Consider the following 16,353-nt stretch of genomic DNA (forward strand, 5'->3'; position numbering starts at 1 on the left):
GAAGAGTCATGACTTCTGTATAAGGAAATGCCTTAAGTCAGCATGACTTTCGTCGAGGCAATGGCTGGCCTGCCAAGCGTATCAACGTTAAGGCACACAATCATGCTAGGCAGAACATCCACGCTTTGCCGGTCGACAATGTTTGGACAATCGGTAACCGTACAAGTATTGCTTACCGCTTGAACAATTGAGACGGACCAAGACGGCAGGCGGACCCCTATCAGGCCACTCTGCGATCGCAATGATCTGGTTTAGTTGCTCACAAGCCGCAGCAAATACCTCCAAGGGAGCCTGTCTCCAGGTCTCACGGCCACCTTGCGGATTGCAGTCGATCCAGATGATGTCACGTCGCTCAGGCACCCATAGCTTGCCCGCCATTAGATAGCCTCCGCGCCGATGCGTTGCGTGACCATGGATTCGCCGCCGTGCTTGATTGGGTCAAACTGAAGGATATGCATCCGATGCTGGTCCTGTCCCCGCGGCCGTTCAATGAACGGACCAGCATCGTGATTGGCTTGCCGATGACTACCGCAGCCTACAACGAGACCAATCCGTTTGCGATCAAGTTTCAAGGACCGAAGGAAAAGGTCAGCTACGTTCTGGCTCATCAACCCAAGTCGATTGACTGGCGTGCCCGGAATGCAAAGGCTCACAGCCAGACGCCCCGGCGCGGCCGCGCGTGCTTGTTGTTGGCGATCAATAATTCTGCTAGCGACGCCCCTATGTGCGCTAATGGGCCGAGAGGCTACTTCACGAATATGAGCGGCCCGAAGCCTAACCCCTCCATCGAGCGGCAGCCGCAAGCTGCGCTTGAGGCTGCCGCTCATGTCGAACGTTGAGTGAGCGCATTTGCCGCGCGATCCCGCGCCACGAATGCCCGCTCCGGGTCGGTCAGAGACCGGCGGCCAGGAGCAGCGTTCCTGAAGGTGACTCGGGAAGCAGCTACCATTCGGAAAGCCATCCCTACAACGACGGTGAGAAAACGATGGGTTCAAAAATGACCGAGCCAGATCTGACGCTTTATCGAATAGTTGACGAGATTCTCTATTATCTCTGGGATCCCATTGGCGTCGCGAACTCTGCGGGTCCTCGGGATGAATATCGCATGTACGTGCCAAAAGTCTTTGAGCTGGTGATATTGGCCGATGGTCCCACCCTGTTGGCATACCTTCTGTCAGTCGAGCGAGACGGGATGGGCCTCGCTGGGAATTCCGCATCCGCCCAGCAGATTGCCGAACTACTGCTCGCCTGGCGAGCAAAGCTTTCCGAAGCTTCCCTTTCGTGACAATGCGTGCCGCTGTCTGGTTGGCCGCATCCGGCCATATGCTGTCATTCGCCACATCCGCCCCAGATGACCGCAGTGGATCACAAACCGGTCAAACGGCGAAGTTCGCCTGTGGTGCTGTGTTCGAGGGAGCGGTCACCCCTCACTTCAAGCGCAGAAGAGAGCCTATCGAATCCACTGGCTGCAATCGATGTCCAAGTTCGTTAGCTGTACAATTGACCTAAATCCTTTCGAATGCCGGGCCACAAGGGAACCGGAGACATCGTCAGCTTAGATACCGATGAAAAATTCACCGAGTACTGCCGCAAGCGAGCGGGCAAAACCAGCCTCAAGTAGCGTTCCTGGCATCGTTCGGACCAAAACGAGGAAGGCTGGCGATGCCACTCGCGACCGAATGCTCGATGCCGCAGAAGCGTTGTTTGCCAAGAGCGGATACCACGGAACGTCGATGCGAGACGTGGCAGAGGCCACTGACACCCGGATCGCCCTGGTTACGTATCACTTCGGCACCAAGGACGTTCTCTTCAACAAGGTTGTCGAACGTCGCGCTTCCTATATGGCGCATCAGCGTATTCTCGCCCTCGATGCAGCACGAACTCGCGCAGGCGACAATCCTATACCGCTCGAAGACCTGGTTTCCGGTTACGTTTACCCATTTGTGGAGCGAAGCTCCCACGGCGGACAGGGCTGGAAGAACTATTCACTGCTGATCTCTCGCGTCTCCAATTCTCCCGATTGGGCGAAGTTCATCAGCGACCACTATGACCCCATTGCGCGTCAGTTTGTCGCGGAGTTCCGCCGGAGTTTGCCAACAGTCCCTGAAGAGGACATCTACCACGCATTCAGCTTTATGGTCGGCGCGATGGTTGCCTTGGTGTCGGAGCCCGGAAGAGTGGAGAGTCTTTCGCTTCGCAAGTTCAAATCCACCAATCTGGAACGGGCTTTCGAGTGCATGCTCCCATTCCTGGCCGGAGGCTTTCGGGCGCTTACCGACAGGTTATAACGCGTCCGCGCGTCATGCAGGATGGCGACCTGGACGCAGGCGCCTGGTCGTGTGGCATGGACGCCGGACTCATTCACGACATCCCCAAGGCCGAGGAACTGATCGACCGAATCATGCACCAGTCGGAAGAGATTGTCGCCAAGCGGCTTCAGGGGATGCTGGCGCGTGGCTGAATATTGGCAATACCGGCAGCGGAGAAGGCCATGTGTGGAATTGTGGCGAAGTCCAGGGTAACCCCAAAGATCAGGGTAACCCTGTTGAACGCCAGCAACATCGTTAGTGGCCGGACTGGGCGATGTACGCCTCGATCCAGTTGGAAAACTCACAGGCGAGGTGCCAGCGGTGCTCGGTTATGAACCAGTAAGGGAGCGCAGCAGGGAAGAAGATGGCCGCATGCACTTGGAAGCCTTGCGCAAGCGTTCGCATCCGATGGTTAGTCCCGCCGATCACCACCCCGTAGCTATTCATTGCGGCCCCCGAAAACCGGACCGGGAAGTCGGGATCGACAACGATCGGTAAGCCACGTGAGTCGCTGTAGTCGATGACAAAGTGACTTGCCTCGATGGCGCCGCCCGTCACTTCAATGACGTCCTGGCTGTCAGGTCTGATTCCGTGAAGTAAGTAATGGTCGGGGCAGGCCACGAGCATCGAACGCTCGTCGTCGAGCGAGATGGCGTGATCCGTGAACCATTGGGCGAAGTCTTCGGCGGTTCCGCGGTTACTGAAAATATCGATCTCACTGATTGCCCATTGCGGGTACACCGCTGCCAGGTTTGATGCCTGATCGGTAATCAGAAGGTCTGTCGCTACCAACTGACGCATGGCCGCGTCGCCCGCTTTAATCTTGGTGTCAGCTAGAAGATTGCGCTCCTGGACGATGTTGGAAATGTCCTCCGGTGGGCGGATCAGCAAAGCTGAAAGGTCGCCGACGTACGCTGCAAGCAGGTTTCCGCTCATGCGATTTGCAACAATCTGCAAACGTCTCGCCTCCCAGACGAGCACCTCGTTACGCGTGACAGCCTGACCGGCCAGGTTGGAAGTGAGAACGAGATTCGATTTCGCAGTTGTTGAAGCTATTGAAGCTGTTGGAGCCTTCGCGACCGTGTCAGGTTCGGATGAGGCGTCGCCAGCGCCGCAGCCGACGAGTCCCAATGGCACAACCGACGAAGCGCCAATGAGCCCGACTATTTGAGAAACGACCTGCGACTCAGCTTGGATATGGGCGACACGATTCAGTCTCCTTTTTGTATTGCAATCTAGATTGCGATCTAGGCTTCCGGCAAGGTGGGACGGTGGGACGCCTACTCTGCGTCAGCTTGCTCCTGATGCATTCAACGCGATGCATCGGAGCCTATACGTCATGACTTAGCGACGCAGTTTTGCAGTGAGTACATCCGCGATCCAGTCAGCCATGTAATCCGTCGCAAGACTCATGTTCCCGATGCTGCAGTGTTGCTCGCCACCTTCATCGGCCGTGAAGATTCGCAGCTCGCGACGCGGGCTGTTGACGCAATCCTCATATGTCAGATATGCCGACTCCACCGGAACCTGACGATCCAGCTCGCCATGGTTCACAAGAATCGGCACGCGGATTCGGTCGAGAATCCCTTTCAGAGTAAAGCCGCTGGCAGTATCGAGACACTCCTCGACCGAATCCGCGCCAAGCACCCATTGCACGTGTTCGAGAAAATGTGGAACCGACTTTTGAGTGCCGTGGCCTTCCAGCCGCATGCGGAAGCGCTTGCCGAAGTCGTAGTTCGCCCCCCAGGCGACGCAGCATTTGAAGCGCGGTTCGAACGCGGTGGCGCGCGGCGCATGATAGCCGCCCATACTCAGCGCAATCATGCCAATCCGGTCGCGATCCACCTCCGGGCGACCTTCAAGGAAATCGATACACGCCGCAGCGGGAACCTCAGCCTCCGGGAAGTTGCTCAGGCCGTGCTTGCGCAGCGCTTCGCCGACTCCGGGATTGTCGACGATCAGTGTAGAAACTCCGCGCTTTGCCAAAGCGGCGGGGAAGCCTGACAGGAACAAAAACTCTTTGACGCCATCCAGGCCATTGAAATGCACCATGCAGGGCTCCGGCTTTTCGCCTTCTGCCTTAACCAGCAAGGCCGGCAATACAGTGTCCTTGTAGGGAACCATGACGCGCTCACAATTCACCTGGCCGAGCTCCACATACTTTGCAAAGTAGTGGAGCATGCGGTCATACGCTTCCAAGCGAGGCGGATAGTCGTGGTGTGGCATCCGCTCTGCGGTGATAAGCATGATTGCCGCTCGCCGGTACTTCTCCGACGCCGTCAGGCTGTGCCCGGCTGCTTCGTCGCCAGCTGCGCTTGCAGCCAGCTTCTGACCTGCGTCATTCCACTCGTGAAAGAACGCCTGAGCCGGGTCCATTCCTTCCGGAACCTTCCCATCGCGTAGCGAACGCGATGCCCGGTCAATCTCGTCCATGTTCGCCCCCATGTCCAGGGCCATGGAGAGCGACAGGTTCCAGGCGTAATCCGAAAAGTATTCAAGCATGCTTTACCTCTGCTGTTTCCAACAACAAGTTATCAATCAGTTAGTTTGCGCGCAGGTGCTCCGCGGCGAAATCTGCAGCGAGCCGGCCGGCGATGGTGAGGTCGCTCTGGTTCGAGTACAGGCTCATGTGCGAGACCTTTGGCAATACTGCGAGCTGCTTGCGAACCGAAGGAATGCTGTTGAAGACGCCAATCTCGATGTCCCAAAGCGTGATGTCATCGCCTTCCGCGACCACCATGAGGACGGGCTTGTCGTAGAGGCGTTTTGCGAACGGCGCCACGTCATAGGACAGCAGCAACTCTGTCGATTCGACCGTGCTCCAGTGTTCGTGCCGAGGCGCCTCACGCGCCTTGATGTCATGAAAGATTGTGTGAATCGAAGGGAACGGCCAGGTGCACAGTTCTTCGAACGGCTGCGTCGACGACATCGGCAAGCGCCCCCCTGCTGACCCCTCTCGCGTCCTCTCGCGCCGATCGGCCAAGATCAGCTCGTTCAGCTCATGAAAGCGTCGGGAACCGTGGACGCGGCGCATATTTTCGTAGCCGTCCACCACCGGAATGTTGGAGATCACGCATTTGACCCGCTCGTCGGTCGCTCCGACCGCCAGCACGTGACCACCGGCGTATGAAATGCCCCAGACACCAATTCGCTGCGCATCGATCTCGGGCAGCGATTCTCCATACGTTACGGCACTTTTAAAATCTTCGATCTGAGCCGCTGGATCGATATGTTGCCGGGGCTGTCCTTCGCTCGCCCCCATGCAGCGGTAGTCGAACATGAGCACAGCGACGCCCTTCGCGACGATCGCCTTGGCGTAGTGAGGCATGACGATCTCTTTGACGTAGCACCAACCCCCTCCCATGATGAGCAGGGGGAACGGTCCACTCCCATCAGGCAGCACCAAGTCCCCCCGGACCTTTTCCCCTTTACTCAGGAATTCCACTTCTCGCCGCCGAAAAATCCCCATCGCAGTCTCCTCTGCAAAGCCGTTTGAAGCCATCGCATCGCTCCGGCACAGCTCAATTATCGGTACACTTGACCAAGTACGTATACATAGGGGATACCCGGTACGACGCGGCAAAGTCAGGCCCTTGCAGGCGAGAGGGATTCAGACAGCTTTCTACGTGATATTTACGGGATCTTTCGCGTCCATGTCGGCGCGACCACGCCGGCCTCACGAACGTAAAGACCGTCCTGGCAGCCCCCGTTTAATTGGTCGTTCGTACACTTCACGTCGTTTGGCAATACGAATCCCGGCCCAAACCAATTTGGCAGCGTCAGTGGGGATGAGGCATACCTTCTGACAGGTTTAAGGAGGGCGACCGCGGGCGAGCGGGCCGCCCGCCAGAAGCCGAGGGCGGCACGACGGATCAAATGCGGGTCTTGATCAGGTCAGCAGCCTTCTCTGCCACCATGATTGTTGGCAGGTTGGTATTGGCGCTTGGCACCGACGGCATGATCGAAGCGTCCACGACACGCAGGCGCTCAAGGCCGATAACCCGGCAATGCGGATCGACCACTGTGTCCGGGTCATTGGCCTGGCCCATGCGGCAAGTTGAGGCCACATGCCCCATTGGTGCCACCGCGCCGAGAATTTCATCGTCCGAAAGGCGCCGTTGCTCCGCCCGATTCGCGATCCATTTTCCCGGCTTCAGCGCACGGCCAAGCAACACACGCGAGATGTAGCTTGGCGAGTTCAAGGCAACCTTCGCTCCCAAGGCAAGCAGGTGCCCGCGCACACCGCCTCGATTGAACTGATTCGCCGCCATCACCGGCGGCAGAATAAACGCATCGTGATAGTAGTCTGCGAACTCAGGCGCGGCCAGCAGCGTTTCGACCAGCCGAGCCGCCTGCAGCATCCGCGGCGCATCGCGCGGATCGTCGAAAAACCGAAAGTCGATCGAAGGGGTGACATCCGGATCGGGCGATATCAGGCTGACGCTGCCGCGGGAGCAAGGCGCATACAGGGCGGCACTGAGCATTGCGAGGTCGGTTCCGAAACCGCGCGGTCCGACCCGTCCCAGCAAGGAAAGGAACAGGTCGCCATCAGGACTCCCTTCCTGGCCCGACGAATGCCGCAGCCCGGCGCATGCAAAGGTGCGCAGCGAGGCGGACTGACGCGCATGGCGCGGTAATGTCATCGCGAACTGCAGATAAGGATGGTTCTGCAGATGGCGCCCCACACCCCTAAGGTGATGTCGGGGGGTCATACCCAGAGCCCTCATGGCTTCGGCATCGCCAATACCGGAGCGCAGCAGGATCGCAGGTGAATGGACGCCACCCGCGCACAGTATGGTTTCCTCAGCAGCAACCTGGGCCCGCTCCCCTTCCCTCACGTAGACGGCGCCTGTGACCCTGCCACAGTCAATCTCGAGGTGATGGACGGTTGCGTCCGCCAGGATGGTCAGGTTCGGCCTGGCGCGGACTTCCCGGGTCAGATAGCACGACACTCCCGAGGATCTCTTGCCACCGTTGGCAGCGTAGGGCATGGCGAAGAATCCACACCCAGGCTGCTCGTTGATGTCGTCGATCGTCGAGAATCCGCGTGCGTTGAGCACCTTCTCAGCGGCGACAGCGAATCCCGGCCACTCAGAGCGCGGCGGGCGGCGGATCACGAACGGGGCCGATTGACCGAAGTCAGGTGGCCTGCCGACATCCCCCTCGGCGCGCCGAAAGTAAGGTAGAACATCGTCCCAGCCCCAACCCTTCGCACCTGCTTTCGCCCAACTGTCGTAGTTGGCGGGCAGTCCGCGCAGCGTCCACATGCCGTTGATGCTGGATCCGCCGCCAAGAACCCTGGCCTGCGGATAGGGGTATTCTTCGCCGCCGGACCGCCGACGCGCGCGCAAGTCCTTCCAGAAATATGCCGGATTCAGCGACGCGCTCGGAAAAGCGTCATCAATGTCCGAAGGCACGGCTTCCGGCCGGATATCGGGACCCGCCTCGAGCAAGCACACTGTAGTGGAGGGATCTTCCGACAATCTCGCCGCGAGGACCGCGCCGGCCGTCCCGCCGCCGATGATCAGGTACGTTACTTTCACTGAGTTCCAGCCAGGATCAGGTTGCGCGACACGTCGGGCCGCGCAAGGCCATCGTTGCGGTGCTTATCGATTGTCGACGCGCTTGTTGAATGCATGAATGCTGACTTGTTGCCAGAGCCCTGCGTGCGCAAACGGGTCATTGGCATTGAAGGCAACCGCATCCTCCTTCTTCTCAGCCTCCACGAGGAAGAAAGAGCCGATCATGGTCTCACCATCGTCAGCAACAAGCGGACCAGAAATCAGCGTCTTGATGGATGCCTGCGCAAGGTAGGCCTTGTGCGCATCGTAGTTCGCCAGGCGCACGGACAGCGCACCCGGCTTGTCAACGGCATGAATGACGTAGAACATATTTTTTCTCCTTAGTTGGCGATGTAGTCAACCTGATATCGAGCGATACGCAAGTCACCGAGCTCGCGCTTGACGCGCTGATGCTCAGGATGGCTCGCATAGTCTTCCAGCGCGCTGCATGAGGCGAACTCCGTATAGAGAACGACGTCGCATGCATAGTCAACGCGGCTCGAATCGACCCCGACCTCAAGGTGCAGAAGTCCGGGAATCCGGCCACGCAGGCTTTCGAAAGCGGACTTGAGCTGTACCACCGCGGCGTTCTTCTCGTCATCGCTGTCACCGCGCAGGTTCCACATCACGATATGCTTGACCATGGTCACCGCTTCCTCCGCGTCGGATCGGTCACCGGATTCAGGATGAAGTCGAAATCCAGCGTGTAGAACGGCGTATCCGATTGGCCGCCATCTGGCGTGCTGCCGGGGGCGTGCTCAACCCAGTCAGCGATCAGGGAGGACCGCACACCAAACACCGCATCGGTATCGAGATACTCGCCGCCTTCGCGGAATACGTGCGTGACCAGCGTTTCGTAGCCGGGTGCCGATACCATGAAGTGCAGGTGCGCCGGCCGCCAGGGGTGACGCCCCATGGCATCAAGCATCCTTCCAACCGGGCCGTCGTGCGGAATCGGATAGCTTTCCGCGACGATGGACTTGAAGTCGAAATGCCCTGCCGAATCTGCCACCAGTGTCCCGCGTCCTTGTGCATGGCCCTCGGTCTTCTGCACATCGTAGAAGCCTTCCGAATCCGCCTGCCACACCTCCAGCTTTGCACCGGGAATCGCTTCGCCTGAAATGCCGCGGACCTGTCCGCTCACGAAACAGGGCTGTCCGACCATCCCGTTGCCAACGTCCGCGCCGAGCTCGTAATCGGGCGCATCGTCGACATAGAATGGCCCGAATACGGTTGCCTCAGTACAGCCCTCGGGCTTTCGATGATTCTGGGCGGTGACCAGCGTCGACAAACCAAGGGTATCGGAAAGCAGGATGAACTCCTGCCGCGTCGGCGAACACGTCTGGCCCACCTCGGTCAGAAACTGGATGCCTGCGGCCCACTCAGCCTCAGTCAGCTTGGTTTCGCGAGCAAAGGCATGAAGGTGCTGGATCAGGCTGGTCATGATCTCCTTGAGCCTGCTGTCCTTCATGTCGATGTTGCGCGCCAGTACCGCCTGGGTAATGGTCTCCTCATTGAGGTTGCGCATGATGGTGACTCCTGAGTTGCAGATGAAAGGGTTCAGGCCTTGTCAAGGTCTTCCCAGCGCGGACAGGTTCGCTTGTCGGCGGGAATATCGAGTGCCTGGAAGTTGGTCTTGTCAATCACGGTGGCCGGCAGCACGATCTCCTGCTTGACCGGCAGCCCGCGCAGTTTGCGGATCGCGGTCATGGTGCCAAGGCAGCCTTGTACGAAACCGTTGTAGTCACCCGTAGCCAGCATCGTGCCGCTCTTGATCGCGTCGATCGCTTCCTTGGTTCCGTTGATGCCGGAGACCAGGGCCTTGCGATTGGCCCCTTGCAGCGCCTCGATCGCACCGATCGCCATTGCATCGTTCGCAGCGAAGACCGCGTCAATCTGCGGATACGACTGCATCAGGTTTTCCATCACCTGCAGCGCCTGCAAACGCTGGTAGTTGGCAGGTTGCGAGGCCAGCAGCTTGATACCGGGGAATGACTTCATCGCATCCTTCACCCCACGCGCGCGATCGATGCTGGTGGCGGACCCCTTGACGCCTTCCAGCATGATGATGTTGCCCTTGCCACCCATGGTCTTGAACAGATGCGTCGCGGTCTTCAGGCCCAGTTCATAGTCGCTGGCGCCGATGAACGCCACGAAGGTGCCGGAGTCGCTGCGATCTGTCACGTTGACGATCGGGATGTTTGCGGCATTGATCTTCTTCACGCCCGGCCCCATCGCTTTGTAGTCGACCGGTACGAACACCACGGCGTCGGCCTTCTTGACCACGACGTCTTCGATCTGGCTCATCTGCTCCGGAATGCTGTCCGGCTTGGTAGGGATGTAGTGCGTGGTCTTTGCATTCATACCCTTCGCCGCCGCATCCGCACCCTGCCGGAGCGCCTGGAAGTATGGATTGGTCTGGTTCTTGGTGAAGACCGCAATCCGCTCACCGTCCGCATGCGCCGCCGTCATGGCAAGCATGCCGAAGGCGACCAGTGCCGCGGTCTGTTTGAGATGTCGCGTGTTCATAAGATGTCTCCTGTTATCTGGTAGGTATTGCTCTTGAGGATTTACCGCGTACCGTTGCGGCGACGTGAAATGGTGTCGAGGAAAACCGCAAGCACGACGATGACGCCGGTGAGCAGCGGCTGCCAGTTCGCGCTGATGGTCAGCAGGTTCATGCCATTGAGCACCAGCGTCAGAATGATGGCGCCGACCAGCGTGCCCGAGACCCGGCCCACGCCCCCGAACAGCGACGTACCACCGATCAGCACGGCGGCGATGGCCGGCAAGGTCAGCGCCTCGCCAATGTCGCCCTCGGCCGAGTTCAGACGCGCGAGGAACACCAGGCTTGCGAGCCCTGCCATCGCGCCACTGACCAAATAGACCAGCACCAGGCGCCGCTTAACCGGAACGCCGGACAAGCGCGCAGCGACAGGATTGGCGCCGATCGCATAGATCTCTTGTCCGAACGTAGTCTTTTGCGACACCGCCATACCCGCAAACAGGAACGCCAGCATCAGGAACACCGGAATCGGCACCCCCCAGAAATATCCGCTACCGATGGCACGGAACGCGGGCGAGAATCCGTGGATCGTTTCACCGGCCATGAACCAGTACGTGAGCCCATGAAGTACCCAAAGCATGCCGTAGGTGGCGATGAACGGCGGAATCCGCAAAGCTGCCACCAGCACACCGTTGGCAAGGCCGATCAGCATCCCGCAGCCAAGCCCGGCGCCGACACCGAGCAGGGTGGAGCCCGTTGCCTTCATCACAGTCGCGGCAAGGCAGGCGGACATCGCCACATTCGCGCCGACCGACAGATCAAGCCCACCGGTCAGAATCACCAGGGTGAGGCCAGAAGCGAGCAGGAACAGCAGGCTGGCCTGGCGCAGCACATTGAGCAGGTTTCCGGCTGTCAGAAACGCATCGGATGCGACGGCCAGCAAGGCACAGAGCAGCCCGAGCGCCCCGAGCCGGTACACGAATGAACGGGCATCGGCGGAAAGCGTCAAGCGCGGCGTAATAGCGTGGGTATTCATGCTTTCTCCTTGGTCTTGTACGACTCGATCAGCAGTACCACGAGAACGAGCAGACCGATGGCGGCAACCTGCACCGCGGATTGGACCCCGAGCAGATTGAGCCCGTTGCGCAACACACCCACCGTCAGCACACCGAGAAGCGTGCCGGGCAACCAGCCATTGCCGCGATCGAAGGTGGTACCACCGACTGCCACCGCCGCAATGGCATCGAACTCGAGCCCGATTGCAGCGGTCGGATGCCCGGCGTTCATGCGGGCGGTCAGCAGCAGTGCGGCGAGGCCCGCCATCAATCCACCCAGGGCATAGACCGCAATCAGGTAGCGATTGACGCGGACGCCGGCAAACTTGAGTGCTTCGCGATTGCCACCCAAGGCAAAGACATAGGCGCCGAATCGGGTGCGGTAGAGCAGCCAATGGAACAGGCCGTAGCAGATTGCGGCAATCCAAAGCGGGATCGGGATGCCGAGCCACGCGCCGGCATAGATCTCCGGAATCGTGTCGCCGATGCCGACGACGCTCTGGCCGTCCGTCATCACCAGCGCGAGCCCTTGCGCGACTCCGAGCGTGCCAAGCGTCGCCACGAACGGCGGAATGCCAAGCCACGCGACCAGCCCGCCATTGAGCAGACCGAACGCAACGCCGACACCCAGGGCGGCCACCAGGGCGAGGGCCACCGAGCCCGTGCCAATGACAACCGTTGCCAGCACCACACCGCATAGCGTCAGCACCGCGCCAATCGAGAGATCGAGCCCCTCCGTCATGATGATCAGCGTCATCGGCAAGGCGATCAGCAGCAGGATCGTGGATTGAGTGCCGACGTTGAGCAGATTGGCGACGCTAAGGAAGCCTTGACCGGACACGCTGAATGCGAGCACCAGCAGAAGCAGCACCCAGGCCGAGCCGGGTACCCGCGCCAGCGCGGGGACGAAAAAGCTGCCAGGCGATACGGCAGGCGGTCGCGACATGGCTTGTGAGAGAGTTCGGGTATCAGGCGTATCAGACATCGTTCATCCCCAGTTGCAGAATGCTTTCCTCACTCATCTGGCCGTGAGCGAGTTCGCCGGCAATCCGGCCTTCCCGCATGACATAGGTGCGGTCGCAGACATTGATAATTTCCGGCAGCTCGGAACTGATCAGCAGCACCGCTGCGCCCTGCTTCACAAGCCCGTCGATCAGCGCGAAGATCTCGGCCTTCGCGCCGACATCGATGCCGCGTGTCGGTTCGTCGAAGATAAAGAGACGCGCCTCGGCCAGCAGCCACTTCCCGATCACGATCTTCTGCTGGTTGCCGCCCGACAAGTTCTGCGCGAGCTGGTCGCCATTGGGCGTTGCGATGCGCAGCCGCTCGATCTCCCGGGTCGACATGACTTCGGCCTTGCCTTGGCGATACCACTGCTTCGGAAACGCGCGGCGCAGCCCCGCCAGCAGCAGGTTGTCACGCACCGAGCGGATCAGCGCGAGGCCTTCGGTCTTGCGACTTTCCGGAATCAGCGCCGCGCCGAGCGCCCTTGCCTTCTCGGGTCCGCCCCGCATCGTCTTGCCAAAGATCCGGACCTCGCCCTCCCGGATCGGGTCCGCGCCGAACACCGCGCGCGCGACTTCACTTCGCCCCGAACCGACCAGTCCCGCAAGGCCGACGATCTCTCCGGCCCGCACCTGAAGGCTGACGTTCTCGATTCCATTGCCGGCACTGACGTTGCGCACATCCAGCGCCAGCTCGCCGGGCTCCCCGCCGCGCTCGCGGCAATAGCTCATATCAACCTTACGGCCGACCATGCGCGTCACGAGCTCGTCGGGCGTCGCGTCGCCGGGCAGGTAGCTGCCGACCTTGCGGCCATCGCGCATCACCGTGATGCGGTCGCCGAGCGCAAACACTTCAGCCATGCGGTGCGAGATATAGATCAGCGATACGCCATCGGCCTTGAGCCGGCCGATCACCTCGAACAGCCGCTCTGTTTCGCGTTCGGAGAGTGCCGCGGTCGGCTCGTCTAGCACGAGGATGCGCGCATCCTGCGACAGCGCCTTGGCGATCTCGATCATCTGCTGCTGGGCCACGCCAAGGCGATGTACCGGCGTATGGGTACTCAGGTCCATGCCAAGCATGTCGAGCAGGCGACGCGCCTCGGCGTGCATCCGCTTGTGATCGACCGAGCCCGGAATACGGCCCCGCGGCTCGCGGCCGAGAAAGATGTTCTGCGCGATATCGAGATACGGGACGAGCGAGAACTCCTGGAAGATCACGGCAATGCCGAGCCGCATCGTATCGGCCGGACCGGACACCTTGACCTGCCTGCCTTCGTGGTAGAACTCGCCCGCGTCCGCGACATAGACGCCGCAGAGGACTTTCATCAGGGAGGATTTTCCCGCGCCGTTCTCGCCCAACAGCATGTGCACCTCGCCGGGATAGATCGAGAACGAGATATCGTCCAGTGCCTTGACCCCGGGAAATGTCTTCGAGATACCGCGCATCTCGAACAGCGGTGTTATTTCGTTGATTGTGTTCATAGTCTCCTCTTATGCGTATGCGTGCCCATGCAGCAGCCGCTCACCGGAAGCGCGCAGCGCATCGAGCGCCGCCGGCAGGCCGTCGACGAGCAGGCGGCCATTGCGCTTGCGCGCGACGCCGGCCACAAACACGCTGTCGATATTCGCCAGGCTGGCCTGCATCACGATGGCGCTGGCCGGATCGTGGACAGGGTTCATGTTGAGCCGGCGCGCATCGATCATGACGAAGTCGGCCTGCTTGCCTGGCGCAAGCGAACCGATGCGGTCCGCCATGCCGAGCATCCTTGCGCCCTCCAGCGTGATCCACGCCAGTGCGTCGCGGCAGCCCACCTCATGTTGGTCGGCGATACCCTCATGGACTGCGCGATATGCCGCGTGATCGAGCGCACGCTGCACACCCAGCGCGAAGCGCGCGGCCACGAACATTTCACCGGACAGGCCAGATTCGAGGTCGATGCCCAATGAAGGATTGACGCCGAGCTTGCGCAAGCGGCCCGTGATCGGGAAGCCGTGCCCTTGCGTCAGTTCATTCTCCGGTGTGATCGAGAAGCTCATGCCCGCGTCGACGAAGCGCGAGAGCTGGCCATCGTCGAGATTGTTGCCGTGAACAATATTGATATGGGGACCGAGCAGGCCTTCGGCGTCCAGCCGCTCCCAGCCGTCCGGTGTCCGCGCCGCGCCGCCGCCCTGATGCATGCTCGCGATCAGGCCGAGCTCGCGCGCCAGCTTGAAGTCGTGCAGCGCAACGTCCAGCGTCGAATAGTGCGGCCCGAGAACCGCCATGCCCAGGCTCACGAGACTGGAGCCTTCGAGGCGGCGCGCGATACGCGTGACTTCCGCGCGCGGATGCGGCACTTCCCAGAACGGCTTGCTGCCGGGCTTCGGATCCGGCTTTGGCGAACCATGGAAAAAGGCCGCGCGAATGCCAGCCGCTTCCAGCGCATCGACAGCAGCATCGCTATGCTGCGGGGTCGGATTGTTGTGGCACCAGTCGACCAGCGTGGTCGTACCGCAATCGAGCTGATTCCATGCGCCGGCCAGTGTGGCGATGCGGATGTCTTCCGGCGTAAAGCGTGTTGCCAGCCCCGCATGCATACGGCGGAAGTACTCGGTGAGCGTCCATCCTGCCGCCACGCCGCGCAGTGCCGTCTGCCAGGTATGCATATGCGCATTGACGAAGCCCGGCGCGACGATGAACCCTTGCGCGTCGACCTCGCTTGCACCGGGCGCCTCGATGCGGTGTCCGATGGCGGAAATGCGCTCGCGTTCAATCAGCATGTCGCCGACCAGATCGCCGTGTGTGGCGTCCAACGTGACAAGCGTAGCTCCGCGAATCAGTGTTCGCCTCATGACGTTGTCTCCTTCCTCCAGCATCAGCACTAATTGGTCACTAATTGATGACTGGCTGATTGCAAAGAAGTCTATACTTTAAAAAATCGAAAAAGAATGCCGCACCAAGGAAATCTTTCTTCCGCGCAGCGAGAAAATAGAATGGTGCAAGTGTTGGAGACGATGCATGGATCGGTGGACAGAAATCGAGTTGTTTGTGCAGACGGCGGAATTGGGAAGCCTCACCAAGGCCGCCGAAAATCTGGAAATGTCGAATGCTGCGGCCAGCCGCCACCTGACCTCGCTAGAGCGCAGACTGGCTGCGCGCCTGATCGAGCGGAGTACGCGCCGCCTTTACCTGACACAGGTAGGTGAGCAGTTCTTCAGACGTTGCAAGGAATTGCTTTCTGCGATGAAGGAGGCGGAGGCCGACGTCAGCGCCAACGTGCTGGAGCCGGCCGGCACCCTGACGGTGACGGCATCGCTGTCGTTCTCGATGATCCACCTGGGGCCCCTGATTCCGGAATTCACCGAGCGCTACCCGAAAGTCAGCGTCAATATCATTGCGGCAAATCGCTACTACGACATCATGGATAGCGGAATCGACCTCGCCATTCGCACCCGCGAGTTCGAGCCGGACTCCAATCTGACCGTGCGCCGGCTGGCGCAAATGCGCCGCGTGCTGGCGGCGTCGCCCCGCTATCTGGACCGCAAGGGAATGCCGCGCACCATCGAAGATCTCGCCAATCATTCGATGCTGATCTATTCCTACGCGCTTCACCCCAATGAACTGAAGTTCAGCCGCAATGAGGAACAGCGCACGATCAATGTGCGCAGTACGCTGGAATCGAACGACGGCCAGGTACTACGGGCCGCCGCGCTCAAAGGCATGGGCATCCTCGTGCAACCCAAGTACATCGTGCATGACGACATCGTCGCCGGAAGGCTGGTGCCGGTGCTGGACGACTGGGACCTGCCACGTCTCACGGTCAACATCGCGTTCCAGACCCGTGCACACTTGCCCGCGCGGGTTCGCTTGTTTATCGAGTTCCTGGTGGACCATTTCCACCAGATGGACTATGAGCGGAAGTGGACCACCTGAACGGC

General features: G+C 60.3%; 17 protein-coding genes. 5 read left to right on the forward strand and 12 right to left on the reverse strand.

Features of this window, described 5'->3' with window-relative positions:
- Positions 1-425: 425 nt before the first annotated feature.
- From CF68_RS39225 to CF68_RS36630, 4 genes are all read left to right on the forward strand, one after another.
- Positions 426-839, forward strand: coding sequence for a type II toxin-antitoxin system PemK/MazF family toxin (locus CF68_RS39225; RefSeq protein ID WP_369798918.1), 414 nt, complete (start codon positions 426-428; stop codon positions 837-839).
- Positions 836-1,285 carry a hypothetical protein gene (locus tag CF68_RS37560; protein ID WP_161786880.1) on the forward strand — a complete coding sequence of 150 codons (450 nt, stop codon included), beginning with the start codon at positions 836-838 and terminating at the stop codon, positions 1,283-1,285. The genes CF68_RS39225 and CF68_RS37560 overlap by 4 nt, the downstream gene beginning before the upstream one ends.
- A gap of 394 nt (positions 1,286-1,679) precedes the next feature.
- Positions 1,680-2,288, forward strand: a complete 609-nt coding sequence (locus tag CF68_RS28695) for a TetR/AcrR family transcriptional regulator (RefSeq protein ID WP_035825634.1) — start codon at positions 1,680-1,682, stop codon at positions 2,286-2,288.
- A 14-nt stretch (positions 2,289-2,302) separates the two neighbouring features.
- Positions 2,303-2,461: a hypothetical protein gene (locus CF68_RS36630; protein WP_200872605.1), complete on the forward strand. Its 159-nt coding sequence runs from the start codon at positions 2,303-2,305 to the stop codon at positions 2,459-2,461.
- A 103-nt stretch (positions 2,462-2,564) separates the two neighbouring features.
- Here the strand turns inward: CF68_RS36630 and CF68_RS28700 are convergent, their stop codons facing one another.
- The 12 genes from CF68_RS28700 to CF68_RS28755 all read right to left on the reverse strand — a co-directional run bounded on the left by CF68_RS28700 (position 2,565) and on the right by CF68_RS28755 (position 15,291).
- Positions 2,565-3,245, reverse strand: a complete 681-nt coding sequence (locus CF68_RS28700; protein ID WP_051591732.1) for a hypothetical protein — start codon at positions 3,243-3,245, stop codon at positions 2,565-2,567.
- A 408-nt stretch (positions 3,246-3,653) separates the two neighbouring features.
- Positions 3,654-4,811 carry a S9 family peptidase gene (locus CF68_RS28705; protein ID WP_035825636.1) on the reverse strand — a complete coding sequence of 386 codons (1,158 nt, stop codon included), beginning with the start codon at positions 4,809-4,811 and terminating at the stop codon, positions 3,654-3,656.
- A 40-nt stretch (positions 4,812-4,851) separates the two neighbouring features.
- Positions 4,852-5,811 carry an alpha/beta hydrolase gene (locus CF68_RS28710; RefSeq protein WP_152548568.1) on the reverse strand — a complete coding sequence of 320 codons (960 nt, stop codon included), beginning with the start codon at positions 5,809-5,811 and terminating at the stop codon, positions 4,852-4,854.
- A gap of 370 nt (positions 5,812-6,181) precedes the next feature.
- Complete coding sequence (locus CF68_RS28715) at positions 6,182-7,852, reverse strand: GMC family oxidoreductase (RefSeq protein ID WP_035825638.1); 1,671 nt, start codon at positions 7,850-7,852, stop codon at positions 6,182-6,184.
- 63 nt (positions 7,853-7,915) lie between these two features.
- Positions 7,916-8,200 (reverse strand): YciI family protein, encoded by a 285-nt coding sequence (locus tag CF68_RS28720; RefSeq protein WP_035825641.1) that lies wholly within the window; start codon positions 8,198-8,200, stop codon positions 7,916-7,918.
- 11 nt (positions 8,201-8,211) lie between these two features.
- Entirely contained in the window at positions 8,212-8,514 is a 303-nt protein-coding gene (locus tag CF68_RS28725; protein WP_035825648.1) for a Dabb family protein, read from the reverse strand.
- A gap of 2 nt (positions 8,515-8,516) precedes the next feature.
- Entirely contained in the window at positions 8,517-9,398 is an 882-nt protein-coding gene (locus tag CF68_RS28730) for an intradiol ring-cleavage dioxygenase (protein ID WP_035825650.1), read from the reverse strand.
- A 32-nt stretch (positions 9,399-9,430) separates the two neighbouring features.
- On the reverse strand, positions 9,431-10,342 hold the full coding sequence (locus tag CF68_RS28735) for a sugar ABC transporter substrate-binding protein (RefSeq protein WP_235205915.1): 912 nt from the start codon (positions 10,340-10,342) through the stop codon (positions 9,431-9,433).
- A gap of 98 nt (positions 10,343-10,440) precedes the next feature.
- Complete coding sequence (locus CF68_RS28740; RefSeq protein ID WP_035825656.1) at positions 10,441-11,412, reverse strand: ABC transporter permease; 972 nt, start codon at positions 11,410-11,412, stop codon at positions 10,441-10,443.
- Complete coding sequence (locus tag CF68_RS28745; protein WP_235205916.1) at positions 11,409-12,416, reverse strand: ABC transporter permease; 1,008 nt, start codon at positions 12,414-12,416, stop codon at positions 11,409-11,411. The genes CF68_RS28740 and CF68_RS28745 overlap by 4 nt, the downstream gene beginning before the upstream one ends.
- Positions 12,409-13,917: a sugar ABC transporter ATP-binding protein gene (locus CF68_RS28750; RefSeq protein WP_035825663.1), complete on the reverse strand. Its 1,509-nt coding sequence runs from the start codon at positions 13,915-13,917 to the stop codon at positions 12,409-12,411. The genes CF68_RS28745 and CF68_RS28750 overlap by 8 nt, the downstream gene beginning before the upstream one ends.
- Before the next feature lie 9 nt (positions 13,918-13,926).
- Positions 13,927-15,291, reverse strand: a complete 1,365-nt coding sequence (locus CF68_RS28755) for an amidohydrolase family protein (protein ID WP_235205919.1) — start codon at positions 15,289-15,291, stop codon at positions 13,927-13,929.
- Between the two features lie 142 nt (positions 15,292-15,433).
- Between CF68_RS28755 and CF68_RS28760 the strand changes: the two genes are divergently transcribed.
- A complete protein-coding gene (locus CF68_RS28760) occupies positions 15,434-16,348 on the forward strand; it encodes a LysR family transcriptional regulator (RefSeq protein ID WP_035825669.1) in 915 nt (304 codons plus the stop codon).
- The last annotated feature ends 5 nt before the right edge of the window (positions 16,349-16,353 follow it).

The organism is Cupriavidus sp. SK-4 (assembly GCF_000611125.1).
GTDB lineage: Bacteria > Pseudomonadota > Gammaproteobacteria > Burkholderiales > Burkholderiaceae > Cupriavidus > Cupriavidus necator.